Genomic DNA, 22705 nt, shown 5'->3' with positions numbered 1-22705 from the left:
ATCCCTCGACGGGAAGGGATGTCGGCGAAGCTACCACCGACTCATTTACAAGTAAAGAGGGATGCACGTAAACTCGCCGCACGGGTCATCACTCCGGCGACGGCCCGCACGTTCGCCGGGTATTGGACAATGGCCCGGGAACGAAGAACCCACAGAGAGGTGAGTTTCAGCCATGACAGATGTGATGACGTCGGCAGGAGTGTCGACGGGCTTGTTCATCGGCGGGGAGGAGCGGTTCACGGACGACGTGCTGACCGTGGCCGACCCGGCGAAGCCGGGAGCGACGGTCGGCACGGCCGCCGCCGCCTCGGTCCAGGATGTCGCCGATGCCGTCGCGGCGGCGAAGTCGGCGTTCCCCGCGTGGGCCGCGATAGGAGCCGAGGAGCGTGCCCGTCTGATGGCGGAGGCGATCGCCGGCATCGCCGACGACCGTGACACCGACGCGGCGATCCTCTCCCAGGAGAACGGGAAGATCCGCTTCGAGGCGTGGGTGGACGCCCTCGTGTTCGAGATCCGGTGGAACCTCGCGCTCATGCTCGCCGGCGAGGTCGACAAGGGCCACACCCTCCCTGTGGTCCCGGGCGCGATTCCGGTGAACACCGAGGTCGCCTACCAGCCCCTCGGGGTCGTCACCGTGATCGTGCCCTTCAACTGGCCGATCGCGATTCTGGGCGCCGCCCTGCCACACGCCCTCCTCGCGGGCAACACCGCGATCGTGAAGCCGCCGCCCTCGGCGCCCCTGGCGACCACCCGTGTCGTCCAGCGCGTGGCCGAGAAGCTGCCGCCGGGTGTGCTCAACGTGATCACCGGCAAGGACGAGAACATGGCGGGTCTCATCCAGAACCCCGACATCGCCAAGGTCTGCTTCACCGGCAGCGTCAACGGCGGCAAGCGGATCATGGAGATGGCGTCGAAGACCCTCACCCGGGTGACGCTCGAGCTCGGAGGCAACGACGCGGCGGTGTTCCTCGAGGACGCCATCCTCGACGACACCCACCTCGACCGCCTGTACGCCGCGATCTTCGACACCACCGGCCAGATCTGCATGAACGCCAAGCGCGTGTTCGTCCACCGCTCGCGGATGGACGAACTCGTCGCCGGGCTCTCGGCCCGCCTCGAGAAGGCCGTCATCGGCTACGGCCTCGATGAGGGCGCGACGATGGGGCCGCTGCACCAGTCGGCGCAGAAGGCCTTCGTCGAGGAGATCATCCAGGAGGCCAAGGACGCAGGGGCCGATGTCCGCGAGTTCGGGCAGCTGCCCGGCGGCGACCTCGCCGGCGGCAACTTCCTGCGCCCGGCGATCGTCGTCGACCCCGACCCGCAGCTGCGCGTGGTCACTCAGGAGCAGTTCGGGCCCGTCATCCCGATCCTCCCCTTCGACAGCGAGGAGGAGGCCGTGCGCCTGGCCAACGACACCTGGGGCGGACTGTGCGGATCGGTCTGGACCGGCGACCCGGCCTCGGCGCAGCGCGTCGGATCGCAGCTGGTCTGCGGCTACGTCTGGGTCAACGACCACGGCGCGACGCGGCTCGACCTGCGCGCACCGTTCGGCGGCATGAAGCAGTCCGGTTTCGGCCGGGAGCAGGGGATCGAAGGCGTGCGGGCGTTCCAGGACACCCGCTCCATCGCTACCATCGACCCCGAGGCGCTCGCCGGAATGGCTCACTGATCGACACGCAGCGGGATCCGGTCCGCGAGGACCGGATCCCGTCGCGTACGACCCCCGCGCTCCGGCGCCGACGAAGGGACCCCCGATGACCTCCGCTCCGCTCGCCGACACCGATGCGGCGGTGACCGGCGACATCGTCGCCGATCCGCTCGAGACGGTCATCGACCCCGACGAGTTCACCCCGCGCCTCCTCGCCCTGCTCTCCAACGCGCTGGTCTACCGTGAGTCCCATGAGCTGCGGCGGCAGTTCAAGCTCGGCACGAACGAGTGGCGGGTCATCTCCGCACTGTCGATGCGGCCGGGCATGTCGGCGACCGAGGTGTGCGAGTTCCTGGGGATGAACAAGTCCGTCGTGTCGCGCTCGGTGACGAGGCTGCAGCTGCGCAAGCTCATCGTCCTCAGCGACGGGCCCCGTGGGTCGCGGCCTCTCTACCTCACCCGCGCCGGCGCGGAGATGCACGACAAGATGCTGCCCGTGTCGATGCGCGGACAGGAGATCATCACCGAGGGGCTCGGCGCGACCGAGGTCGCAGCCCTCAACGAGGTGCTGCGGGGCATGCTCGCGCGGATCCGCAGCGACGCCGCCCTCCAGGGCGCCCCCGGGTCACCGAGTCAGTACCCGATCGACTGACCAGACGCGACGCAGCCCTGGCATCCACGGAGGATGCCAGGGCTGCGTCGGTGTTGCGAGGAGGCCTTACTTGAAGGCGTCCTTGACGTTCTCGCCGGCCTGCTTGACGTTGGCCTTCGTCTGGTCGCGCTCGCCTTCTGCCTCGAGTCGCTCGTTGTCGGTGGCCTTGCCGAAGGCCTCCTTGGCCTTGCCCGTGGCTTCTTCGGCGGTGTTCTTGATCTTGTCGTCGAGTCCCATGATGGTTCTCCTTTCGATCGGCTGCCCTCGACGTTACGCCGACCGGCGCGTAAGAGAAGGGCCTTGCAAAGCCGTCGCGGGTGCGTTACACCACGCGAAGGTGAACGCCCCGACCGCTGTGGGACGGTCGGGGCGTTCGAGGGGCCGGGTCACTTCTTGAAGGCGTCCTTGACGTCCTCGCCGGCCTGCTTGATGTTCGCCTTGGACTGATCGGCCTTGCCCTCGGCAACGAGCTTGTCGTTGTCGGTGGCGTTGCCGATGGCCTCCTTGGCCTTGCCGGCGATCTCCTGCGCGGCGTTCTTGATCTTGTCGTCGAGTCCCATGGGGGTCTCCTTTCTGTGTGGGTTCTTCTTCGGACGGGAAGGAAAGTGGCGGGGCCGGCTCAGGCGAGTCGGCGGTGGTCCGCAGCGAGCTTGGCGCGCAGCCCCGAGTGCACCGAGATGTAGGTCGGGATCTGCTGACCGGTGACGACGGCGAGATTCGTCACGAGCCGATCGACGTCCTCCGCGAGAGAGCGGGGATCGGTGTTCTGGCGGGGCGTGACCGCCACGTGCATGACGGGCTGCCGACGGACGTCGGAGGCCGACACCGACACCGACAGGACGTCGGGCCGAGTGGACAGGGCGTTCTTCAGGGCGTCAGAGGCGAAGCCCTCACGAACGACCACCCGGCCCAGAGGCGTTTCCGAGGCCGCCGACCGCACCACCACGCGGGAGCGTCCGCCGCCCACCCGGGTGAGGAGGACGATCAGCAGCGCGATGGCGAAGACGATCAGCACCACGGCGCCGATCGCGACCCACGACGCGGTGGTGGCCCCGATGGTCGTGGCCTCCGCCGCGCCTGCGAGCCAGGTGTCTCCGGCCTCGGTCGCCGCCGACCACGCGTCCCGCGCAGGGTTCCACGCGGTGGCGAGGACGGCCACGGCACCCAGGGCGACGAGCACGAGGCCCACCACGAACAGCACGATGCGGTTCAGAACGCGATTGGTGTCGTTCATCGGAAATCGTCCTCCTGTCGGGCCTGCGCGATGCGCGCCCGGACCGTGACCCGGGGCACCAGGCGGTAGGCGTCCAGCGCTTCAGCGGCGGCACGGCGAACGCTCTCGCGGTCGAGCTCCACCCCGGGATCGGAACGAACGGTCACGTCGACCGTGCGATGCGCGACGCCGACGGTCACCCGGTCGCGGGCGACGCCGGACTCGGCGCTGACCTTCTGGGCGACCGCCGCGGCGATCACGCCGTTGTCGACGACGACGGCACGCTCGGAACCGTCGAAGGCGAGCTCGTGCTTGGACAGCCGACCGGGGGTCACCGCCAGGATGACGAACACGATGCCGAGGATGGCCACGATGACGCCGCCGACGATGACCAGCGGGATGGGCTGGTCGCCGGGAAGGGCCACCAGCCACTGCGCGATCACCCCCGGTGCGGCCACCAGTGCCGGCTGCGCGAGCAGCGACAGCACCAGTTCCACACCGAGATAGATGAGGGCGAGGATCAGCAGGATGACCGCGACGAACATCGCCACAGTGCGCGGCGAGTGCGTCTCGCGACGCACGACGCGCGAAAGCGCCCGATCGGTCATCTCACTCTCCTTCGTTCGGGGGTCACCGCTCCGGTGACCGTGATGTCGATGCGTGTGATGTCCCGGCCGACGAGGCGTGACAGACGCTGCTGCAGCTGCTCCTGGAGAGCCCTGCTGCGCTCGATCACGCCGGGCATGGCCCGGACGGCGTCGGGATCATCGAGAGGGGGGACAGGGAGGGGCGTCGCCAGGCGCACGGCCAGACCGCCGCGGTATCCGGCGACCTCCACCCTGAGGGCATCGCGTTCGATCCCGATCAGTTCGGCGGAGGCCGCCCGTACCACCTTGGTGAAGACGCGCTCCGTGACGTCGACCCGGCCGGCGGGGGCGACCGCCTGAGGGCCGCCCCCCGCCTGTCCCACCGAGTCGGTCAGGGTCATGACGTCCGCCTCCCGCTGAAGGCTCCGGCCACGGCGCGCAGGTCGAGCTGGCCCGAGGCCACGCGTGCGACACCCGCGCCGATCGCCATGAACAAAGCGACGAGGAGGAATCCCCAGAACCCGAACAGGAGAGCGGCGAAGGCGAGCACCGCCCCGACGAGCACTCCGGTCATCGTGGCACTCATGCGACGCGCGACTCCTCGGTGGTGTCGTCGTCGTCACCGGGCAGGTGCACGTCGTTGACCTCGACGTTGACCTCGACGACCTCGAGTCCGACCAGGCGCGTGATGGCGCCGGCGACCGCAGTGCGGACGTTGGAGGCGACCTCCTGGATGGGCGCCGGGTACTCCACCACGATGGTGAGGTCGGCGGCAGCCTGGGTCTCGCCCACCTCGACCTTCACGCCCTGCGTGAGGTCGGTGGCGTTGATCGCGTCGCGCAGAGCACCGAAGGCGCGCGACGCACCACCGCCGAGCGCGTACACGCCCGCGACCTCACGTGCGGCGATGCCGGCCACCTTGGCGACCACGTTGTCGGCGATCACCGTGCGGCCGCCGGCGGCGCCGTCTGCACCGGTCAGCGAGCTCGACGCGGAACGGTCGACCCGCGGAGCGACCTTGGACGCGGAGGGGGCGGTGGGGTTCTGGTCCGAAGTGGCCATGAGGAAGTCCTTTCACTATCTGATCGTTCGGGGGTGCGCAAGAGCGTGTGTCTCCGCACCGAAGCAGTACGTTCGCTTCAGAGATAAGAGGGTCGTCGCACCGGATTCGTCACGAATTCATCGCCGGTTTTTCCTGAGAGGTCGCTGTGAGCCAAGCGCTGGTCGAGGTGTCCGACGCGATGCTCGTCGCGCGGTCGCTGGATCAGGACACCGTCGCCTTCGGCGAACTGGTTCGGCGCCACTCGGGCCTCATGCGCGCCTACGTCATCCGGATGGTGGGATCCCGCAGCGAGGCCGACGACGTGGTGCAGGAGGCGTTCGTCACCGCCTGGCGCCAGCTGCCGAGCCTGCGCGATCCCTCCGCCGTGCGAGCGTGGCTCATGCGGATCGCCAGCCGCGAAGCATCCGCCTTTCTGAGGCGGCGTCCCAAAGACGCCGACATCGCCGATTTCGACGCTCCGCACGCCGCCGACACCCAGCCTGAGAACGTCGCGATGCGGCACGCGCAGCTGTCGGCGCTGTCGGCCGCGCTCGACACGCTGCCCTCCGATCAGCGACGATGTTGGCTACTGCGTGAGGTCGCCGAGCTCAGCTACGACGAGATCGCCGATGAGATGCAGATGCCGGTGAGCACCGTGCGGGGCACCCTCGCCCGCGCGAGAGCGCGGATCACCGCGCAGATGGAGGGATGGCGATGAGCGAGGACGATCGGGTGGTTCTCGACTGCGGGAAGACCATCGAGGAACTGAGCGAGTACCTCGATGCCGGCCGCGCGCCGTACGACGCCGACATCGAGACGTGTCCCGAGTGCCTGAACGCCCTCGACGCACTCGCCAGGGTCGGGGCGCTCTCGCGCGACCTCGTCGCCGACGACGCCACCCGCCTTCCCCCACCCTCCGACAGCTGGTTCGACGCCCTCTTCGCCACCATCCAGGCGGAGCTGACGTCCGGTCGCAGCTTCCCCATCCACCATCCCGATCCGCGAGTGAAGATCACCGTCTCGGAGGGCGCGGTGCGCACGCTGCTGCGAGCCACCGGCGACGCCCTGGACGGCGTGGTGGTGGGCCGCACGCAGATCGTCGGCGACGCCGAGATCCCCGGCGCCCCCGTGGAGATCAACATCAGCGCCTCGGTGGCCTACGGTGAGCCGTTCGCCACCGTGGCGGGCACCCTCCGCTCCCTCGTCTACGACGCCCTCACCCGCCACACCGAGCTCAACGTCGCCGCCGTGAACGTCACGGTGGAGGATGTGCACGGGAGCCGTTCCTCGAAGGAGAAGCGATGAGCACACCCCTCACCAGCTCCGGGCTGTCGCCGATCGTCCGCGGTGTCGCGGGCGTGACCGACGCCTACTCGCCGAGGCCCGCTCTCGCCCAGGTCGCCGACATGGCCACCGCGGCCCTGCGGGGCGCGGTGGTGCCGCCGCCCGAGGTCGTCGTCGAGGCCGCGGGCGACCTGGTGTCGGTGTCGACGCGGATCGCGGTCGACCGGGCGGCGAGCGCCGCGGACGTCGCGCGGGGCGTGGCCGACGCGCTGCTGGATCAGCTTCCGGACGGCGCCACGGTGTCGGTGGACGTCGGCCGCATCAGCTGAGCGTCCTCCCTCACCTGCGGGGCGGGCCCGGTCGCCTGCGGGGCGAGGTCGGGGAGGAACACCAGTTCGCACGTCGGACAGCGGTACCCCCGACGGATGTCGCGGAGCACGGTGCCGCATTCCGGACACGCCGGCTGGGCCAGGGCGTCGAAACCGTCCAGGTCGTCGTGAGCGGTCATCGCGCCACCGGACGCCGGCCCCAGTCGGCGATCGCGCCGCCGCCGGGCCCATGGGCGCGCAGATAGGCGCGGTGGATCTGCTCGCACGCCAGTCGCAGGGTGGTCGACCACCCCAGGATCTCGCCGCGATACATCGCCCGGTACCGCACGTCCGCGCCGTTCATCACCCGTCGAATCTCCACCGTTCCGTACTCGTCACCGGCCGGATCGACCATCCGCCACGTTCCGGTCGGGCCCTCGACCGCGGCGAGGATCGGGTTCCATCCTTCGGCCATGGGAGTCCTCTCTCCGGCCGATGACCACAGGGTACTCCTGCGCGCCGACACCGCCCAGTGGCGCCCGCCGTGCGCTGCGGGATCAGCGGGACAGGAGCCCCGACGAGGCGAGGAACCGGTCGGGATCGATGCGGATGACCACGCGCCGCGGGTTCTCCCGGGGTGTCCGGTAGCGCTCGGCATAAAGACGCTCGGCCCATCGCACCGCGTCGAGGTCGCGTTCGATGCGCGCGGTGCCGGCGATGCTCAGCCATCGCGCGCCCTCGACCTGGGCGACCGTGGCACGGGCGTCGCGCTCGACGTTGCGCACCTTCTGCGTCCCTTCGGTGGTGATCACGCGCACCACGCCGTCGACGAAGGTGAATCCCACCGCCACGACGTGGATCCCGCCGTGCGGCGCGATGGTGGACAGGGTGGCGAGGTGCCGGTCGGCGACGAACCGCTCACCCTCGGGGCTGAGGCTCACGAGGCGGGTCCGAGGTAGCGGCGGAGGGTGACCTCGACGGTCGAGAACGCCCGCCGGATCCGCACCTGCGACACACCGAGCGCGAGAAGAGAGCGCGCCGTGTCGGGGTCGAGTCGCTGATCCTTCACCGGCTCCCACCCGCGCATGCCGTGGTACTCGGCGATGATCTTCGGGGTCGCGTCGACGGCCCCCAGCTTCTTCCGGCGGTAGACCGCGGTCGCGCCGTCCGGTGCTTCGGCCGACGAGCGCGACGAGGCCGAGGTTCGCCGCCGCCGAGGCGGCTCATCGACGTCGGACATGGGTCTCCTCACTTCGCCCGCAGCTTCGGGTGTCGCAGGCCTTCGTCATTGTGCTCCCGCCTCCGACAGCGCCGCCAATCGAATCGCCCGCTGTAACGAGATGTTCACGGTTCATGCGTCGGAATACGTCGTCGACGACGGCGTCGACGTTCGAGGACGATCACGATCCCCCAGCCCACGAGGCCGCCGAGGGTGTTGGCCACGACATCCCGGAGGGTGGCGGTGCGCTCGGGAAGGAGGAGCTGCCCGCCCTCCACGACGAGGGTGGTGGCGAGGATCACCGGGAGCATCAGCGGGCGCTCGGCGCGCAGGATCCCCGCCAGCAGCACCCCGAGCGGCACGAAGAGCAGGATGTTGGCACTGAATTCGATCACGTCGTACGTCAGCCACGGAAGCGCCCTGGTGAGCGCGCGCAGCAACGGGCCCGCTCCTCGATCGACCGGGGTCGGCCAGAAGGCGATCACGAGGAGCGCGAGTCCGTACGCCCCCAGCAGGAGAAGCGCACCGAGGTGCGGGGTGCGGGGGCGAGCAGAAGACGTCGGATGTGCGGTCACGCGGTCCCTTCGGGTCCGGCGCCGCGACCCTGCCGCGCGATGATGGGTGCGAGCATACTCCCGCGCGCACCGGTGCGCGCGGACAAGACCGCTTAGGGTGATCGGGTGAGCGAATCGGCCAACCCCCGCGCCCTCCGCCAGGCCGGTGTCGTCTTCGCCTGGGTCGTCGCCGCCTTCCTCATCGCGCTGGTCTTCCTCGCCGGCTGGGTGGGAGTGCGCGGATTCCTCGCGTACCAGCACCTCACCGACGCGCAGGCGACGGCCACCGCGGTGCGAGAGGACCTGACCGACCCGGCGCTCGCGTCTGCGGCGATCGCCGAGGTCGCGGCCGACACCGCGGCCGCTCGCGCTCTCACCTCCGACCCGCTCTGGAGGGTCGCCGAGGCCCTTCCGTGGGCGGGGCCGCAGCTGTCAGCGGTCTCGACCGTCGCCGCCGCCGTCGACGACGTCGCGGGATCGGCCCTCGCCCCTCTCGCCGATGTCGCGAGCGGGTTCGACCTCGCCGCGCTCCGCCCCCAGGACGGCCGGATCGACCTGGCGCCGTTCACCGACATCCGCGAGGCCGCCGCCACCGGCGCCTCATCGATCGGCGGCGCGGCCGAGGCGGTCGCCGCGATCGACCGGGCCCCCCTGGTCCGCCCGCTGCGCGAAGCCGTCGACGAGGTCGGCACACTCCTCGACGAGACCGAGACCGCCACGGGAGCGCTGACCCGCGCGGCGACCCTGCTTCCGGCGATGCTCGGCGCCGATGGGCCGCGGTCCTACCTCGTGCTGTTCCAGAACAACGCCGAGTGGCGCTCGCTCGGCGGCATCCCGGGGGCGACGGCGCTCGTGCGCACCGACGGCGGAGCCATCTCGCTGGCCGAGCAGGCGTCATCCTCCGACTTCCCCCGCTATGACGAATCGGTGCTCCCGCTCGGCTCGGATGTCGAGGGGATCTTCTCGGCACGCCCCGGCCGATTCATCCAGAACGTCACCCAGATCCCCGACTTCGCCGTGTCCGGCGCCCTCGCCCGCGAGATGTGGGCGCGCGAGCGCGGCGGCGAGCAGGTCGACGGCGTGATCGCGATCGACCCCGTGGCCCTGTCGTATCTCCTCGCCGCCACCGGTCCGGTCACCCTCCCCACCGGCGATGTGATCACGGCGGAGAACGCGGTTCCGCTGCTGCTGAACGAGGTGTACTTCCGCTATGAGAACCCCGCCGACCAGGACGCCTTCTTCGCTGCCGCGGCGGCCTCGGTGTTCAGCGCGCTGACGGCGGGCGGCACCGACCCCACCGCGCTCGTGGATGCTCTGACGCGTGCGGGCGACGAGCGACGGCTGCTGCTGTGGAGCGCCCGCGAGGACGAGCAGGCCCTGCTCGCCGGCACGACCCTGGCGGGGCCCCTGCCCGAGACCGATGACGACATCGTCCGGTTCGGGGTCTACCTCAACGACGGCACGGGCTCGAAGATGGACTATTACGTCAGCGCGACCCCCACCCTCACGTGGGACTCCTGCGTGACCGGCGGCTCCGCGGCGTCGCCCACGGCATCGGGCACGGCCACCCTCACGGTCACCCTGACCAACAACGCGCCCGCCGACGCGGCCACCTCGCTCCCCCGCTACATCACCGGCGGCGGCGCGTTCGACGTCGATCCCGGCATCGCCCGGACCGTCGGCTACGTCTACCTGCCCGAAGGCTTCGAGCTGCAGGATGCCACCATCACCGGCGACGTCGGATTCGGCGGCGGCACCCACGACGGACGCCGAGTGCTGAGCTTCGCCGTCGACGTGGCACCCGGGGCATCGGCGACCGCGACGGTCACGGTCACCGCCCCCGAGGGCTCGGCCCCGCAGCTGGAGCTGGTGTCAACCCCCACCCTGGTTTCACCTCCCGACCTCGTCGCCGTCTGCGAGCCCGCCTAGACTCGAGGCGTGTCCCGCCGCTCCCCCCGCGTCGCGCTCATCGCCCTCGTGGCGATGGCGGCTGTCGGCGTGCCGGGCGCCGCGCACGCGACATCCGCCGCCGACGCCTCATCGATCTACCCACCTTCGGGGTCGTGCACGACGAGCCCCGCGGCCGTCGAGCCGGGCGGCGGCTTCGACTTCCAGTGCGCGCCGGCGACATTCTCCAGCGCCGAGCAGGTGACCATCACCGTCACCGGCGAGAACGGCGCCGGTGCCGACATCGGCATGGTGCGCTTCGCCATCACCACCGCCAGCGGCACGACGACCTCGGCCGAGGACGGCTCGATCGCCCCGGTGCGCATCACGCTCCCGCAGAACGCTTCGGGCACCTACAACATCGCCGCGGTGTCGTCGACCTCGGCAGGCAGCACGGCCGCGGTGACGGTGACCGCTCCGGACGGGGCGCTGCCGGTCTCGGGGATGGATTCCGGTTCGCTCATCGGCCTCTTCGTCGGCGGCGGCGCGCTGCTGCTCGCCGGCCTCGCCCTCGCCGTCGCGGCGCTTCTCCGACGCGGGCGCGCCCGCCGATAGGGTCGAGACCCTCGGTGTTCACCGCCCCTCTCCCGACCGGCCGTCACTTCGCCGTGACCTGGTCGATCCCGGACGACTTCGGGGGGATGACCCGTGCCCTCCTCCACCGCTCCCGGGGCTTCCGACGCGAGGGCGGCGTCGCCGTGACGGTCCTCACCCTGGATGACCGCATCGACTACACCGACGTCGCATCACGCCTCCGGGACGCGCGGGAGCTGATCGACGGGGTGTCGTTGCTGAACCTGTACGACTGGCTCCGCACCCATCCCCTCCCCGGTGGACGGGGATCCGGCGCGCGTCATCCGTTCCGCCCGCTCCGCCCGGACGAACCCGGCGTCGTCAGCCTGTCTCATGGCGGGGTGGTGTTGCGACGGGAACGGCGGGGCCCTGCCGGGGAGGTCCTCCAGGTCGACCACTACCGCAGAGACGGATCGCTCGTCGTGTCCGACCGTCGCGACCTCGACGGGCGCGGCGGGTCGGCGAAGCGGTCGGTCGTGGTCTGCGACGGGCGCGGGCGACCGCATCGCTCCTGGTCTCACATCTCCGGGCTCTACACGGCATGGATCGACGCCCTCGTCGCCGGATCGAGGGCTTGGCTCGTGATCGACAGCAAGACCGCGGCCCGGAGCCTGCTCGACTACCGACGACGCGGGACGGTCGTCGTGCACGTCGTGCACGGCGCGCATGTGTCGTCGTCGCCGGGCAGCGAGGTGATCCCGTCACGTCGGGAGGTGTTCTCGCGGCTGGACGGGTTCGACGCCGTGGTCTTCCTCACCCGTCGACAGCGAGATCACGCCGCCGAGCTGACCGCCCACCGCGGCCGGCTGGTGACCATTCCCCTCGGGATCACCCTCCCCCCTTCCGAACCCCCTGCGGAAAGCGAACGAGGGGGAGCGGTGGTTCTGGCCCGCCTGTCCGCCCTGAAGCGCGTGGATCATGCGATCGCGGCGATCGAGCGGGTCAACACCGTCGTCACACCGTCACTGACCCTCGACATCTGGGGCGACGGCTCACGCCGCGCCGCCCTGATGCGCAGGATCGACGGTGACCCCGCGATCACCCTGCATCATCATGATCCGGCCGCCCGGGGCGTGCTGCGCGAGGCCTCCGTCCTCCTCGTGACGAGCCGGACCGAAGGATTCGGATTGGCGATCCTCGAGGCGATGGCGGCCGGCTGCATCCCGGTGGCCTACGACGTCCCCTACGGCCCCGGGGAGATCATCCGGCACGGATGGGACGGGATGCTGGTGGCGGACGGCGATGTCGATGCCTTCGCCGACGCGCTCCGCTCCGTGATCGCGCAACCTCCGGCCGCACGCGAAGCGCAACGCCACGCTGCGCGGGAACGGGCGGCGCAGTTCTCCGACGAGCGCGTGACGCGGCTCTGGGGTCGGGCGCTGCGGCGAGCGCGGCGTCGCGGCATGTCGCGTCGCACGCTCGAGGGCATGTCCTGGCGCGCACGCCGCTGGACGCGCGTGCTGACCCGCCGGCGCCGATAGCATCGCTCTCGTGGCCGTAGCCCCCGCACCCGTGCGTCGTCGCCGCCGCGGGTTGCCGCGGTGGCTCATCATCGCGTTCGTCGTGCTGGCCGCCTCGGGGCTGCTGGCCATCCTCGCGGCGATCGGCTGGGTCGCCACCTGGGGGTTCCAGATGCTCAGCGCCCGCCCTCCCGCCCTCGGCACGACGATCGTCGTGCCCGACGAGTCGAAGGCGGCCAAGGCCCTTGCCGCCGAAACGCCCGGCACCGAGGAGTACGCCGCCACGGAGTACCTCGCCGCTCAGCCCACCGCGTACTGGCTCACCCCCGAGGAAGACCCGATCGGCGACGTGTTCGCGCGCATGACGCACCTCGCCGAAGAGGCGCGCGCCCAGGACGCCGCGATCGCCGTCGTCGTCTACGGCCTCCCCGGACGGGACTGCGGCAACTTCTCCGCCGGGGGCTTGGACGAACCCGACTACGTCACCTGGACAGAGGAGATCGCCGCGGGCCTGCGCGCGGCGGGCGACCTGCAGAAGATCGTCGTCCTCGAGCCCGACAGCCTGGCCCTCGCCCCCGAATGCGGAAACGTCGCCGAGCGGACCGAGCAGTTGCGGGGGGCCATCGATCGCCTCGCGGGCCCGAACACCTGGATCTACGTCGACGGCGGCCATTCCACCTGGCTCCCGCCCGAGGAGATGGCGGGCCTGATTTCGCAGCTCGATCGCACCGGCAGCATCCGGGGCTTCGCCACCAACGTCTCCAATTACAACCACTCCACCGAGGAGTTCGTCTACGCCCGTCAGCTGTCGGGTCTCCTCGGCGGCGCGAAGGCCGTCGTCGACACGTCGCGCAGCGGAGCCGGGTCCAACGGTGAATGGTGCAACCCCCGCGGCCGCCTCATCGGCGAGCCCGGCGGCACTCTCGCCGACGACGTGGTGGACACCAACCTCTGGATCAAGCCTCCCGGCGAGTCCGACGGCGAATGCAACGGCGGCCCCGCCGCGGGGGTGTGGTGGCCGAAGGCCGCGGTCGAGCTGACCCGCGACGTGGAGTGACCCCGGACCTGGCCGCGGTCCGTCCGATCCGGGTCAGGCTCCGGCGACCAGTTCCGAGGTCAGTCGGTAGCCCACGCCGCGCACCGTCTCGATGTACCGGGGGTTGGTGGGGTTGTCGCCGAGCTTGCGGCGCAGGTTGGTCATGTGCGCCTCGATCGCCCGTTTGTCGGCTTCGCCGACGAAGTACGAGGTGACGTAGGACTCTCCCCGGAGGACCAGCGTCAGATCGGCCTTGCTGCGGACGCGGCGCTTGGACTCCATGAGGGTCGCCAGCAGGTCGAACTCGGTGCGGGTGAGATCCAGGGTGTCACCGGCGACCATGACGATCCGGGTGTCGGGGTCCAGCTGCAGATCCCGGTGCGCCATGACGTTGAGACCGGCGAGCTCGCGCGGTCCCTGATCCGCCGGCACGAGGTCTGTGCCGGCGTTCGGATCGGCGACGGGGCCGGGGGTGGCCGGAGCGGATGCCGCGGACCCCGCGGCCATGATGATCGGCTCCAGCGGTGACCCGGGGCCCGTGGGCGGCGGTGCCTGAGCCGGCTGGCCGCCCTGCTCGCCGGCGTAGCCGGGGTAGGGCATCGCAGGACCGGTCGGCATCTGCGGCATCCCCGGCATGCCCTCGTAGGGATACGGGTACGGCGCCGGAGCGTGAGGATCGTACGGGCGCTGCGCGATCGGGCGGGCGCCGGGGAAGGACGGACCAACGCTGTCCTGGCGCGGCGCGGGAGCGGCATGCTGGGTACGGGGACGGCGCAGCAGCGCGTCGATGCGGGCGCGGAGCTCGCGGGGGCGGAACGGCTTGACGATGTACTCGTCGGCGCCGGCACCGAGTCCCAGCACCACGTCGGCCTCGTCCTCGAGGCCCGTGAGCATGATGATGTACGTGTCCGACTGCGCGCGGATGCGCCGAGCCGCCTCGAACCCGTCGATGCCGGGCATGTTGACATCGAGCGTGGTGATGAGCGGCTGGTACGACACGACCGCGCGCACGCCGTCGATGCCGTTGCCGACCGACACCGTCGAGAATCCCGCCGCCTCCAGCACCTCGACGAGGAGGTGGCGGATGTCGGGGTCGTCTTCGACGATGACGGCCGTTCGCAGGGCCATCGAGGGGTCGCTCATCGGCGGGTGCTCCCAGCTGTGAAGAGAAAGCGGAGCAGCCACGGCGGTCTGCCTTGCGGAAGCGCTGTCCACGGTCATGCTACACATCTCCCGTCGTGCGGATGCCGTCACGGCCCGCAGATGTCAGACCTTGTAGCCCTGGTGACGGCGGATGAGCTTGAAGAACATCAGCAGGGTCTGGAGCACCGTCACGACGCCCACGATCGGCCAGCCGATCCACAGGATCGTGGACTGCACCATCGGACCGAGCATCGTCCAGATCACCGCCATCGCCACGAGCACGGCGATCAGCAGCACCAGGGGCAGCCAGTGCGCGCTGCCGCCTCCCTTCTCGGCCTTGGCCTGCATCGCCCAGTTGTCGACCTTCTTGCGCGAGAGGAAGCGCGTCCACGACCGCAGGAAGTGGCTGAGGCGGATCCACATGAAGATCTCCGCGGGGAAGATCAGGCCCGCGAAGAGCATGTCGCGCGAGTTGTGGCTCTTCATCGTGCGAGCCACACGCAGGTTCAGCAGGGTCGCCACCACCGGCGGGATGAGCCACCACGGCGAGAAGATGAACGCGCCGATCGAGAGCGAACCGGCCAGGAGGATCAGGAAGGCCACGCGCACGAAGAGGTTCGTGAGCATGCCGAAGTTCTCGAACCACCGCAGCCGCAGGTTCGGGTGCAGCGGCTGCCCCTTGGTGTCTCCGCGCTGTCCGGGCCACATCAGCTCGATGGCGCCGTAGGTCCACTTGACCTGCTGGGCGTCGTAGCCCTTCAGCGTGGTCATGCCGCCGACATCCGCTCGGGCATACGGGCTGATCTTGGTGAGGTACCCGGCGCTCTTGATCTGCAGCGACAGCAGCGAGTCCTCCACCTCACTGTCGCGCACCCACGGGGTGGACTGGTGGTTCTGACGCATCACGTCGCGGAGGGCATTGGTCGAGAAGATGGAGAACTGGCCCCCCAGCACCGCCATGTTGCGCCCGCGCAGCAGGTTCTGCAGGTTGAATGCGGCGAACTGCGTGCGCTGACCGGCGATGAGGAATTTACCGACCACGCCCTTGATGGGGCGGTCGTCGATGGAGTAGATCGCCGAGATGCCGCCGATGCGCGAGTCCGAGACCGCCTCGGTCTCGAGGAACTCCACGGCCTTGGAATCGGCCATCGTGTCGCCGTCCACGCCGAGCAGGTAGTCGTATCCCTCCACCAGCGAGTAGCCGTAGTTGAGCGCGCCGACCTTCTTGTCGGGGTTCTTGCCGATGTCGTGGACGAAGACCTCGGTGAACTGCTCCCCGAGGTCGTTGGTGATCTGGTGGGGACCGGCGAACTCCGAGGCCACCTTCACGGTCGCATCGGAGGAGTTGTTGACCACCACGTGGATCACGTCGGGCACCCGGGTCTGGGCGAGCAGCGACTCGATCACCCCGGCGATCGACTCCTCCTCGTTGTACGCGGGGATGACGCAGCCGATCGTCGAGCGGTGACCGGTGAGGTTCTCCAGCACCGAGGCGAAGTCATCGGCGAACCCGGTCTCCATCGGAACGTCGGCCGGGGGCCGCGGCACGGCCGACATGGGTGCGGTGCGGGGGAAGGCGACGGGGGAGTTCTGCTCGGTCATCGTGACATCCTGTGTCGTTCGGAGCGGCCTGCTTCTGCCGGGTGGCTTCCTGCCGCTTCGACCACAGTGCCCGCCCAACCGCGACGCGAGCCCGAGGTCTCACCAAGCGCCCCGCAAGGTTGCCTCAAGGCTGGGTGGGGGGACCCGCCACCGCGGCGGAGCCGTCGGGATAGATGGCGACCGGCAGGTACTGGTAGACCGTCTGCTGCGAGAAGGAGTTCTCGTCGTTGGCGTTGCCCTCGACCCACACCGTGAGGGCGAACTCGAGCGTGATGCCGTAGGTGTCGCCCGGGAGCTGGCTGATCGTCGTCTCGGGCACGAGCAGGCCGCCCTGGAAGCTGTTGAGCAGCAGCCCGCGATCGGAGCGGAGTGTGTCGGTCGGCACGAGGGTCCGCGGGTCGGCGCTGAACTGGAAGGGGCTCTGCACCTGACCACTCGTCTGCGCGGTCTGCGAGGTCACCGAGACCGACGAGAGGTAGACGCGGCGCTTCTCGGTGAGAACGGCCTTCTCATCGACGCGGTGATCGTGGACGTTCACCGCGAAGCCCAGCGTCTTCGCGCGGGTCGGGGTCCACTCGAGGGTGCGCTTGGGGTCTGACGCCCACACGTCCAGGCGCACCTCGAGCTGATCGGCGACCTCGGTGGACAGCGACACCGAACCGTCGTAGGTGAACTGCGAGTCGAAGTCCATCGACGGCGACGCGAGCGGCGTCGGAGTCGCCGCCGCCACCGGTGCGCCCGTGGACTGCTGGAACTGGTTGAACGCATCGACGACCTGCGCGCACCCCGACAGCGCCACGACGAGAGCGCCGGCGGCCGTGACGGCCAGGAGCCGGCCGGGACGGCGGGTGCGGGGGGCTGAGATGCTCACGGCGGGACTCCTGACGTGCCGGTTGGAACGGGGTGGGGGCCGGTCGGCCCCGCGAACTGTGGGCACACCGCCCGGTTCGGGTTCGGGCGGCCTGCGAGAGCGACCGGTCCCACCCCTCGCCGGTTACACAATCACGCCGATCGGCGATCTTGAGGTTCTTGAGGTGATCTTGCGCCAGCCTTGCGCTGGGAGGTCCGTAGACTGACGCCACTGTCTTCCCCGGCCGGAAGGCGCTTCGTCCCACCCGCCCCGGGAGGTTCCATGGGTCCCCATCGTCGTGCCGCCGCGGGCGCTGCGAGTTCCGCGCTCGCCCTGACGCTCGCCCTGGCCCTGACGGGCTGCGGTCCGGCTCCGTGGGACTTCGGCGCCGAGCCCACCCCGAGCACCACGACCAGCTCGACGCCGTCCGCGGCGCCGACGCCGGTTCCCAACGACCTCTCCAGCGGCTCGACCGAGCGTGAGCTCGTCGCCGGTGCGGTCGCGGCGTCGGTGGACTACTGGTCGAACCTGTCGATGGATCGGTGGACGGCCGAGGCGCTGAAGCCCGTGAGCCTGTCGATGACGACGACGGTCACTCCCGACGACGGCCAGAAGGTCTACCTGCAGCGAGCGGTGATGGTCGCGGTGCCCCAGGGACCGGATGGCGCGATGGCGCCGTTGGAGGCGCAGGTCGACCAGTCCTCGGTCGCCCCCGGATACCTCGTCCTCGCACCGTACAGCTACTCGCAGACCTTCAACGTGGGATCGGTGCCGACCGACGCGACGCACGTGCAGCTGCAGTTCAGCTACGACTTCCTCGTGCAGACCACCCCGACCTCGAACGAGTTCGCCAAGCAGACCGCGAGCGACACCGTCACCGTGGCGATCGCGGCGGCACCCGGGTCCGAGTCGGATCCCGAGGAGTGAGGCGGCTCGCGGCCGTCAGCGGCTGATCCGCTCCCACCGGTCGCCGCCGGAGGCGCGGGCGGTGTCGGCGGCCGCCTCGGCGCGATCGAGCAGGGTGTCGAGGTCGTCCTCGTCGCCGTCGGCGGAGACCCATCCGACACTCGCCGAGACCTGGATCTCCATACCGCCGGCATTCTCCATCCGACCGACCCTTCCGAGCGCGCCGCGGAGCGCGGCGCGCAGCACCGGCTCGGGTCGGGAGATCAGCACGACCACCGTGCCGGGCCTGCGCTCGGCGATGTCGGCGTCGGCGGGAAGGGCGGCGCAGATCGCCTCGGCGAAGCGGGCGCAGACGGTGTCGAAACCAGCGGCCCCGACGGCGTCGCGAACGTCGTCCTCGTCGTCCAGACGGAACACCAGGAGGGCCCACGAACGCTCCCCGCGTCTCCCTGCACGGACGAGTCGGTCGCGGCATCCTGCGATGAACTCCTCCCACGGGGTGCGCGATCCCGGCGCCACCACCCGTTCGCGACGGGTGGCGAACCCGACCAGCGACACCAGTGCGCAGACCATGTAGACGATGAAGCCGAGCTGGTTGACCGAGCGCACGAACTGCAGATCGTCGCCGGTGGAGGCGGGGAAGACCAAGCCCGCGACGGCGACGAAGGCGGCGAGGGCGGAGTAGAGCACCGAGATCACCACGAGCGGGTACAGCACGGTGTCGCCGCGGTCGGGAAGTCGGAGCCACTCCACGAGGAGCAGGAAGGCGAACACCGCCGAGAGGAAGAAGATCAGGCGGAACACGACGCTGTAGACCTCGGTGGCGCCGGCGGCGACGAGGATCACCGGGCTGAGAACCGACAGCGACGCCGCGACCCACCACCGCGATGCGGTGCCGCGGAGGGTGCGGAAGCCCGCCCAGAAGAAGCCCGGCGCACCCATGAGGATGCCCAGCGACACCCGACGGATCACTTCGGAGTCGACGGTCTCGGCCAGCACGACCCCCCACGACGAGGTCATCGCCAGAAGGAACGCGATCGACCACAGCAGCGTCGAGCGATGCGGACGATCCAGGAACGCCACCCCGATCATGATGACGACGCCGAGGGTGGCCACCGTCGCCTGGGCCAGGGCGAGGTTGGGTCCGCTGAAGGAGGGGATGCCGTCGATCACGGCGTCGCCGCCCGCGGGAGGGCGACGCTCGCCGTGGTGCCCTCGTCGACGTGCGACGTCAGCGTCAGGGTGCCGCCGTGCGCCTCGACGATGTCGCGCGCGATCCCGAGGCCGAGGCCCGTCCCCGACGCCGTCTGGCCGGCAGCGGAGGAGCGGAAGTAGGGCTCGAACACCCGGTCGATCTCGTCGGCGGGGATCCCGATCCCCGAGTCGCTGACGTCGACGTGGATCATGTCGCGGTCGACCGCCGCCCTCACCGAGACCGTGCCCTGCCGGGGTGTGTACTTCACGGCGTTGGTGAGGAGATTGTCGAACACCTGGCGCAGGCGGAACGCATCCCCCCGCGCGGGGAGCACCGGGGGGAGCTCGGTGTGCAGGGTGATGTTGCGCGCTCGCGCGTTGGCCGTCACTCCCACCAGCGACGCCTCCAGCACGCTGCGCAGATCGATCTCGTCGGTGCCGCGAGGGGCGGTGAACGACGACCGGGAATCGCGGAGGGTCTGTTCGAGCATCGTCAGCATCCGCTCGGCCGACGCCTCGATCACGGTGAAGTCGTCACGGCTCGCAGCGTCGACGTCGCGCTCGAGGGCGAGCTCGGCGCGGCCGAGGATGACGGTGAGCGGGTTGCGGATCTCGTGCGAGGCCATCGCGACGACCTGATCGCGCGCGCGTTCGGCGTGCAGCAGGGCTGTGACCTCGCGCACGACGAGCAGCATGCTGGCTTCGTCCTCGCTTCGCGAGGCGAGCGGGCTCGCCGACACGGTCACCGCGCGCCACGTGCCTTCGGCGTCGATGATCCAGTACGTCTCGGGGGCGAACGCCTCGCCGCGGGCGGCGCGCGCGAACGGACGCTCGTCGGCGGGCACCTCCGGCCCGTCGACTCCGGCATGCTCGATCACGGCGGTGTGGGCGGGGTCCTCCTGCTCCCCCAGACCGTAGAGCCGTCGATAGGCGGCGTTGAGGGCGAGCAGCTCACCGCCGGGAGACAGCCGCACGATGCCGAGGTCGATGCCGTCGATCATCTCGGCGATCCGCCGCTCCTGCGCGGTGGCCCGATCGAGGGTCGCGCGCAGGCGGCGCGCCTGCTGGCGCAGGAGGCGCTTGAATGCCCGGGTGCGCCTTGATCCCACGTGCAGGGTGATGCCGATGAAGCTCAGCACGATGATGATCAGCACCACGCGGATCGTGGATTCGGTGCCGGGGTTGAGGCTCGCCACGATCAGCAGGAAGAGCCCGACCGCGCCAAGAGCCACGGCCAGGGTGCGGGCGCCGTAGTGCAGAGCGATCCACACGATGGGGAAGGTCCACAGGAACGCGAACCGCAGGTCGCCGTCGAGATTCAGCAGCCCCACCGCGAACAGGTCGGCGAACGGCACGATCAGCACCGCGGCCGATGTCAGCCGCGCCCACGGTGCGATCAGGGTCGCCGCCGTGATCACCACCAGCAGCAGGACGCCCCCGGTGAAGGTCGCGTTCGCCAGCTGCGAGGGCTGGATGAACAGCAACAGGATGACGACGGCGAGGACCGTGACCCCCAGCACGAGCTGACTCAACCAGATCGACCGGGTGCGGGTGGAGATCGGTGCGGGCGCCAACATCCGGGTGTCGGGAGCGACAGACCAGGTCGAGATCGGCGCCGGTGAGGCATCGACCGTCCGCGACCTGCCCCCCGTCAACATACGCAGAGTTTAGCCACGAGCGTTGCGGCTCCGAGCCCCGGACGTGCCGTCGCTCAGCCCGCCGTCGGAACCTCCGCCGGCTGCGCCGCGGTGATGTTCGCCGTGACCAGGATCGGGAGGTGATCCGACAGGCCCTGCGGCAGGGTGCGGACCCGGTCGATGGTGAATCCGGACGAGGTCACGAAGTCGTAGTGGCCGCGGAAGAATCGATAGCGCGTGTACGTGCGGGAGTCGCTGAGGCTGAGCTCGTACCCCTGCTCGCGCACCTTCTGTCCGAGGTTCTCCTTGAACACCGGGTAGTTGTAGTCGCCCACCATCAGCGTCGGAAGACCCACCCCCAGCTGCTCCAGCTCTGACAGCGCCGTGCGGATCTGGTGCCGGCGAAGCGAATTGAGCGCTGTCAGGGGCGCCGCGTGGAAGGACGCCACGATCAGGTCGGTGCCGTGATCGATGTCGTGCAGCCGCACCCCCAGCATCCGCTCCTCGGCGGGCTTGAGCAGGTGATCGTGCAGCGACTTCTTCAGCGCCAGGGCCCGCACCTCGACCGCGCGGAAGGTGTTGGCGCGGTAGTAGACCGCAAGGCCCAGCCGGTTGCGCGAGGTCGCGTCCGCGAGGCGGAGCCCCGCGATCTCGTCGGGGATGTCGGAGGTGTCGTACTCCTGCAGACACAGGACGTCGGCACCGTGGCGTTCGACGAGCTCGGCCAGCTCGCCCGCGGCGCGATGCTTGCGCAGGTTGTACGAGATCACTCTCATCGACGCCCAGCCTACGGCCGCGACGCCAGACGCGGGCTGACCGGGAGGTGACCCATAAGCGATGATCAGGTTTCCTCAGTCCGTTTCGCGTCGTGCCCGAGTCTGTTCGGCGCGGGCGGCGAGCAGGTCGTCGGAGGGGTAGCCCACCTCGGCGAGGGTCAGTCCGCGCGCGGCGAGGACGTGGATCTCAGGCACCTTGCCACCGCGATCGCGGATCGCGGCGAGGTCCCCCGGCTCGAGGCGCCCCTCCCCCACGGCGACGCACCCCCCGACCAGGGCCCGCACCATGCTGTGGCAGAACGCGTCGGCCTTGACGTCGGCGATCAGCACGCCGTCGGCGTCGCGGCGCCAGCCGAAGTCGAGCAGGGTGCGGATGGTCGTCGCCTCCTCGCGCGGCTTGCAGTAGGCCGCGAAGTCGTGCAGTCCGACGAGCGAGCGCGCCGCGGCATCCATCCGCTCCTCATCGAGGTGCGACCGCACGCTCGTGGTGCGGTGGCGCTCGAGAGGGTCGTACCCCGTGGCGCGGTCGGCGATGCGGTAGACGTAGCGCCGCCACACCGCCGAGAAGCGGGCGTCGAACCCGGCGGGGGCGAGAGTCGTCGCCCGCACCGCCAGATCGGCGTAGGCACCCAGTACCCCGTTGATGCGACGCGCGAGCTGGGCGACGGGGTCGACCTCCGTCGTGCCCGCGTTCGCTGCCGCGCGCGGTGCGCGGGCGGCGGCCAGGCGTTCCTCCTGCGCCGGGTCGAGGTCGAGGTGGGCGACCTGCCCTGTGGCGTGGACGCCGGCGTCGGTGCGCCCGGCGACCACGACGCGCGGGTCGCCGCTCAGCACGCGGCCGAGGGCGGACTCCAGCGTCCCCTGCACGGTCCGAAGGCCCCGCTGGCGGGCCCACCCGCGGAAGTGCGTGCCGTCGTAGGAGAGATCGAGGCGGATGCGCACCGCACCAGCGTAGTTCGCCTCGGCCGGGCGTCCCGAGCCACCGCCGCAGGGCGTTCGCGAGAGCGTCGCTCTCGGAGATTCCCCGGGGGCCGAGACGAGGACCGACGTACACTGTGGTGTCCCCCCGCAGGA

Annotated in this window: 29 protein-coding genes; 10 read left to right on the top strand and 19 right to left on the bottom strand. The window is 70.4% G+C overall.

From position 1 onward, the window contains the following. The first annotated feature begins 172 nt into the window (after positions 1-172). Positions 173-1669 (top strand): aldehyde dehydrogenase family protein, encoded by a 1497-nt coding sequence (locus FBY40_RS04965; RefSeq protein ID WP_141936868.1) that lies wholly within the window; start codon positions 173-175, stop codon positions 1667-1669. A gap of 85 nt (positions 1670-1754) precedes the next feature. After that, complete coding sequence (locus FBY40_RS04960; RefSeq protein ID WP_141936866.1) at positions 1755-2300, top strand: MarR family winged helix-turn-helix transcriptional regulator; 546 nt, start codon at positions 1755-1757, stop codon at positions 2298-2300. A gap of 66 nt (positions 2301-2366) precedes the next feature. On the opposite strand, the gene FBY40_RS04955 is transcribed toward FBY40_RS04960, so the two are convergent. The 7 genes from FBY40_RS04955 to FBY40_RS04925 form a co-directional block, all read right to left on the bottom strand. Next, a complete protein-coding gene (locus FBY40_RS04955) occupies positions 2367-2537 on the bottom strand; it encodes a CsbD family protein (RefSeq protein ID WP_141936864.1) in 171 nt (56 codons plus the stop codon). 149 nt (positions 2538-2686) lie between these two features. Further along, positions 2687-2860 (bottom strand): CsbD family protein, encoded by a 174-nt coding sequence (locus tag FBY40_RS04950; protein WP_141936862.1) that lies wholly within the window; start codon positions 2858-2860, stop codon positions 2687-2689. Positions 2861-2919: 59 nt separating this feature from the next. Continuing rightward, the gene (locus tag FBY40_RS04945) at positions 2920-3534 is read right to left on the bottom strand and encodes a hypothetical protein (protein WP_141936859.1); all 615 of its coding nucleotides are present in this window, start codon (positions 3532-3534) and stop codon (positions 2920-2922) included. Then, entirely contained in the window at positions 3531-4121 is a 591-nt protein-coding gene (locus FBY40_RS04940) for a DUF6286 domain-containing protein (protein ID WP_141936857.1), read from the bottom strand. The genes FBY40_RS04945 and FBY40_RS04940 overlap by 4 nt, the downstream gene beginning before the upstream one ends. Beyond that, positions 4118-4501 carry a hypothetical protein gene (locus FBY40_RS04935; RefSeq protein WP_141936855.1) on the bottom strand — a complete coding sequence of 128 codons (384 nt, stop codon included), beginning with the start codon at positions 4499-4501 and terminating at the stop codon, positions 4118-4120. Before FBY40_RS04935 ends, FBY40_RS04940 begins: the two co-directional genes overlap by 4 nt. Beyond that, positions 4498-4686 (bottom strand): DUF2273 domain-containing protein, encoded by a 189-nt coding sequence (locus FBY40_RS04930; RefSeq protein ID WP_124291673.1) that lies wholly within the window; start codon positions 4684-4686, stop codon positions 4498-4500. Before FBY40_RS04930 ends, FBY40_RS04935 begins: the two co-directional genes overlap by 4 nt. Then, positions 4683-5162, bottom strand: coding sequence for an Asp23/Gls24 family envelope stress response protein (locus FBY40_RS04925; protein ID WP_141936853.1), 480 nt, complete (start codon positions 5160-5162; stop codon positions 4683-4685). Before FBY40_RS04925 ends, FBY40_RS04930 begins: the two co-directional genes overlap by 4 nt. A 146-nt stretch (positions 5163-5308) precedes the next feature. Between FBY40_RS04925 and FBY40_RS04920 the strand changes: the two genes are divergently transcribed. Genes FBY40_RS04920 through FBY40_RS04910 form a run of 3 tightly spaced genes read left to right on the top strand, consistent with a single transcriptional unit; the run spans position 5309 to position 6755 of the window. Then, positions 5309-5860, top strand: coding sequence for an RNA polymerase sigma factor (locus FBY40_RS04920; RefSeq protein ID WP_235014583.1), 552 nt, complete (start codon positions 5309-5311; stop codon positions 5858-5860). After that, positions 5857-6447 (top strand): Asp23/Gls24 family envelope stress response protein, encoded by a 591-nt coding sequence (locus tag FBY40_RS04915; RefSeq protein ID WP_235014581.1) that lies wholly within the window; start codon positions 5857-5859, stop codon positions 6445-6447. The genes FBY40_RS04920 and FBY40_RS04915 overlap by 4 nt, the downstream gene beginning before the upstream one ends. Continuing rightward, positions 6444-6755 (top strand): hypothetical protein, encoded by a 312-nt coding sequence (locus FBY40_RS04910; protein ID WP_141936849.1) that lies wholly within the window; start codon positions 6444-6446, stop codon positions 6753-6755. The genes FBY40_RS04915 and FBY40_RS04910 overlap by 4 nt, the downstream gene beginning before the upstream one ends. On the opposite strand, the gene FBY40_RS04905 is transcribed toward FBY40_RS04910, so the two are convergent. The 5 genes from FBY40_RS04905 to FBY40_RS17270 all read right to left on the bottom strand — a co-directional run bounded on the left by FBY40_RS04905 (position 6704) and on the right by FBY40_RS17270 (position 8528). Continuing rightward, positions 6704-6934, bottom strand: coding sequence for a hypothetical protein (locus FBY40_RS04905; protein WP_141936847.1), 231 nt, complete (start codon positions 6932-6934; stop codon positions 6704-6706). The genes FBY40_RS04910 and FBY40_RS04905 overlap by 52 nt on opposite strands. Further along, on the bottom strand, positions 6931-7209 hold the full coding sequence (locus FBY40_RS04900) for a hypothetical protein (protein WP_141936845.1): 279 nt from the start codon (positions 7207-7209) through the stop codon (positions 6931-6933). Before FBY40_RS04900 ends, FBY40_RS04905 begins: the two co-directional genes overlap by 4 nt. An 82-nt stretch (positions 7210-7291) precedes the next feature. Beyond that, the gene (locus FBY40_RS04895) at positions 7292-7675 is read right to left on the bottom strand and encodes a PPOX class F420-dependent oxidoreductase (RefSeq protein WP_141936843.1); all 384 of its coding nucleotides are present in this window, start codon (positions 7673-7675) and stop codon (positions 7292-7294) included. Continuing rightward, positions 7672-7974 carry a hypothetical protein gene (locus FBY40_RS04890; protein WP_141936841.1) on the bottom strand — a complete coding sequence of 101 codons (303 nt, stop codon included), beginning with the start codon at positions 7972-7974 and terminating at the stop codon, positions 7672-7674. The genes FBY40_RS04895 and FBY40_RS04890 overlap by 4 nt, the downstream gene beginning before the upstream one ends. 104 nt (positions 7975-8078) lie before the next feature. Further along, on the bottom strand, positions 8079-8528 hold the full coding sequence (locus FBY40_RS17270; protein ID WP_160141346.1) for a VanZ family protein: 450 nt from the start codon (positions 8526-8528) through the stop codon (positions 8079-8081). A 105-nt stretch (positions 8529-8633) separates the two neighbouring features. On the opposite strand from FBY40_RS17270, the gene FBY40_RS04880 reads away from it, so the two are divergent. Genes FBY40_RS04880 through FBY40_RS04865 form a run of 4 tightly spaced genes read left to right on the top strand, consistent with a single transcriptional unit; the run spans position 8634 to position 13544 of the window. Then, complete coding sequence (locus tag FBY40_RS04880) at positions 8634-10436, top strand: DUF4012 domain-containing protein (RefSeq protein ID WP_141936837.1); 1803 nt, start codon at positions 8634-8636, stop codon at positions 10434-10436. A gap of 9 nt (positions 10437-10445) precedes the next feature. After that, positions 10446-11009 (top strand): cell wall protein, encoded by a 564-nt coding sequence (locus tag FBY40_RS04875; RefSeq protein WP_141936835.1) that lies wholly within the window; start codon positions 10446-10448, stop codon positions 11007-11009. Between the two features lie 14 nt (positions 11010-11023). Then, positions 11024-12508 carry a glycosyltransferase gene (locus FBY40_RS04870; RefSeq protein WP_141936833.1) on the top strand — a complete coding sequence of 495 codons (1485 nt, stop codon included), beginning with the start codon at positions 11024-11026 and terminating at the stop codon, positions 12506-12508. 10 nt (positions 12509-12518) lie between these two features. Continuing rightward, complete coding sequence (locus tag FBY40_RS04865; RefSeq protein WP_235014578.1) at positions 12519-13544, top strand: glycoside hydrolase family 6 protein; 1026 nt, start codon at positions 12519-12521, stop codon at positions 13542-13544. A gap of 33 nt (positions 13545-13577) precedes the next feature. On the opposite strand, the gene FBY40_RS04860 is transcribed toward FBY40_RS04865, so the two are convergent. From FBY40_RS04860 to FBY40_RS04850, 3 genes are all read right to left on the bottom strand, one after another. Then, positions 13578-14666, bottom strand: a complete 1089-nt coding sequence (locus FBY40_RS04860) for a response regulator transcription factor (RefSeq protein WP_141936830.1) — start codon at positions 14664-14666, stop codon at positions 13578-13580. A 123-nt stretch (positions 14667-14789) separates the two neighbouring features. Continuing rightward, a complete protein-coding gene (locus FBY40_RS04855; RefSeq protein ID WP_200830040.1) occupies positions 14790-16223 on the bottom strand; it encodes a glycosyltransferase family 2 protein in 1434 nt (477 codons plus the stop codon). Between the two features lie 169 nt (positions 16224-16392). Further along, entirely contained in the window at positions 16393-17139 is a 747-nt protein-coding gene (locus FBY40_RS04850) for a fructose 1,6-bisphosphatase (protein WP_235014575.1), read from the bottom strand. A gap of 261 nt (positions 17140-17400) precedes the next feature. On the opposite strand from FBY40_RS04850, the gene FBY40_RS04845 reads away from it, so the two are divergent. Beyond that, positions 17401-18045 (top strand): hypothetical protein, encoded by a 645-nt coding sequence (locus FBY40_RS04845; RefSeq protein WP_141936827.1) that lies wholly within the window; start codon positions 17401-17403, stop codon positions 18043-18045. A 15-nt stretch (positions 18046-18060) separates the two neighbouring features. On the opposite strand, the gene FBY40_RS04840 is transcribed toward FBY40_RS04845, so the two are convergent. The 4 genes from FBY40_RS04840 to FBY40_RS04825 all read right to left on the bottom strand — a co-directional run bounded on the left by FBY40_RS04840 (position 18061) and on the right by FBY40_RS04825 (position 22573). Next, positions 18061-19197, bottom strand: coding sequence for a diguanylate cyclase domain-containing protein (locus FBY40_RS04840; RefSeq protein WP_141936825.1), 1137 nt, complete (start codon positions 19195-19197; stop codon positions 18061-18063). Then, positions 19194-20876, bottom strand: coding sequence for a sensor histidine kinase (locus tag FBY40_RS04835; protein ID WP_141936822.1), 1683 nt, complete (start codon positions 20874-20876; stop codon positions 19194-19196). The genes FBY40_RS04840 and FBY40_RS04835 overlap by 4 nt, the downstream gene beginning before the upstream one ends. A 53-nt stretch (positions 20877-20929) precedes the next feature. After that, positions 20930-21631, bottom strand: a complete 702-nt coding sequence (locus FBY40_RS04830; protein WP_124291688.1) for an endonuclease/exonuclease/phosphatase family protein — start codon at positions 21629-21631, stop codon at positions 20930-20932. Between the two features lie 75 nt (positions 21632-21706). After that, a complete protein-coding gene (locus FBY40_RS04825) occupies positions 21707-22573 on the bottom strand; it encodes a tRNA pseudouridine synthase A (RefSeq protein WP_141936820.1) in 867 nt (288 codons plus the stop codon). Positions 22574-22705: the final 132 nt, after the last annotated feature.

It is taken from the genome of Microbacterium sp. SLBN-154, from assembly GCF_006715565.1.
GTDB lineage: Bacteria > Actinomycetota > Actinomycetes > Actinomycetales > Microbacteriaceae > Microbacterium.
This window is presented reverse-complemented; position numbering and strand designations above follow the sequence as displayed.

What these genes read in the sequence shown, in the direction of transcription:
- FBY40_RS04930 (WP_124291673.1), bottom strand. Translation starts at nt 4,686, where the DNA reads ATGAGTGCCACGATGACCGGAGTGCTCGTCGGGGCGGTGCTCGCCTTC.
- FBY40_RS04955 (WP_141936864.1), bottom strand. Translation starts at nt 2,537, where the DNA reads ATGGGACTCGACGACAAGATCAAGAACACCGCCGAAGAAGCCACGGGC.
- FBY40_RS04890 (WP_141936841.1), bottom strand. Translation starts at nt 7,974, where the DNA reads ATGTCCGACGTCGATGAGCCGCCTCGGCGGCGGCGAACCTCGGCCTCG.
- FBY40_RS04940 (WP_141936857.1), bottom strand. Translation starts at nt 4,121, where the DNA reads ATGACCGATCGGGCGCTTTCGCGCGTCGTGCGTCGCGAGACGCACTCG.
- FBY40_RS04845 (WP_141936827.1), top strand. Translation starts at nt 17,401, where the DNA reads ATGGGTCCCCATCGTCGTGCCGCCGCGGGCGCTGCGAGTTCCGCGCTC.
- FBY40_RS04965 (WP_141936868.1), top strand. Translation starts at nt 173, where the DNA reads ATGACAGATGTGATGACGTCGGCAGGAGTGTCGACGGGCTTGTTCATC.
- FBY40_RS04925 (WP_141936853.1), bottom strand. Translation starts at nt 5,162, where the DNA reads ATGGCCACTTCGGACCAGAACCCCACCGCCCCCTCCGCGTCCAAGGTC.
- FBY40_RS04835 (WP_141936822.1), bottom strand. Translation starts at nt 20,876, where the DNA reads ATGTTGACGGGGGGCAGGTCGCGGACGGTCGATGCCTCACCGGCGCCG.
- FBY40_RS04900 (WP_141936845.1), bottom strand. Translation starts at nt 7,209, where the DNA reads ATGGCCGAAGGATGGAACCCGATCCTCGCCGCGGTCGAGGGCCCGACC.
- FBY40_RS04855 (WP_200830040.1), bottom strand. Translation starts at nt 16,223, where the DNA reads ATGTCGGCCGTGCCGCGGCCCCCGGCCGACGTTCCGATGGAGACCGGG.
- FBY40_RS04860 (WP_141936830.1), bottom strand. Translation starts at nt 14,666, where the DNA reads ATGAGCGACCCCTCGATGGCCCTGCGAACGGCCGTCATCGTCGAAGAC.
- FBY40_RS04905 (WP_141936847.1), bottom strand. Translation starts at nt 6,934, where the DNA reads ATGACCGCTCACGACGACCTGGACGGTTTCGACGCCCTGGCCCAGCCG.
- FBY40_RS04915 (WP_235014581.1), top strand. Translation starts at nt 5,857, where the DNA reads ATGAGCGAGGACGATCGGGTGGTTCTCGACTGCGGGAAGACCATCGAG.
- FBY40_RS04950 (WP_141936862.1), bottom strand. Translation starts at nt 2,860, where the DNA reads ATGGGACTCGACGACAAGATCAAGAACGCCGCGCAGGAGATCGCCGGC.
- FBY40_RS04960 (WP_141936866.1), top strand. Translation starts at nt 1,755, where the DNA reads ATGACCTCCGCTCCGCTCGCCGACACCGATGCGGCGGTGACCGGCGAC.
- FBY40_RS04910 (WP_141936849.1), top strand. Translation starts at nt 6,444, where the DNA reads ATGAGCACACCCCTCACCAGCTCCGGGCTGTCGCCGATCGTCCGCGGT.
- FBY40_RS04945 (WP_141936859.1), bottom strand. Translation starts at nt 3,534, where the DNA reads ATGAACGACACCAATCGCGTTCTGAACCGCATCGTGCTGTTCGTGGTG.
- FBY40_RS04935 (WP_141936855.1), bottom strand. Translation starts at nt 4,501, where the DNA reads ATGACCCTGACCGACTCGGTGGGACAGGCGGGGGGCGGCCCTCAGGCG.
- FBY40_RS04830 (WP_124291688.1), bottom strand. Translation starts at nt 21,631, where the DNA reads ATGAGAGTGATCTCGTACAACCTGCGCAAGCATCGCGCCGCGGGCGAG.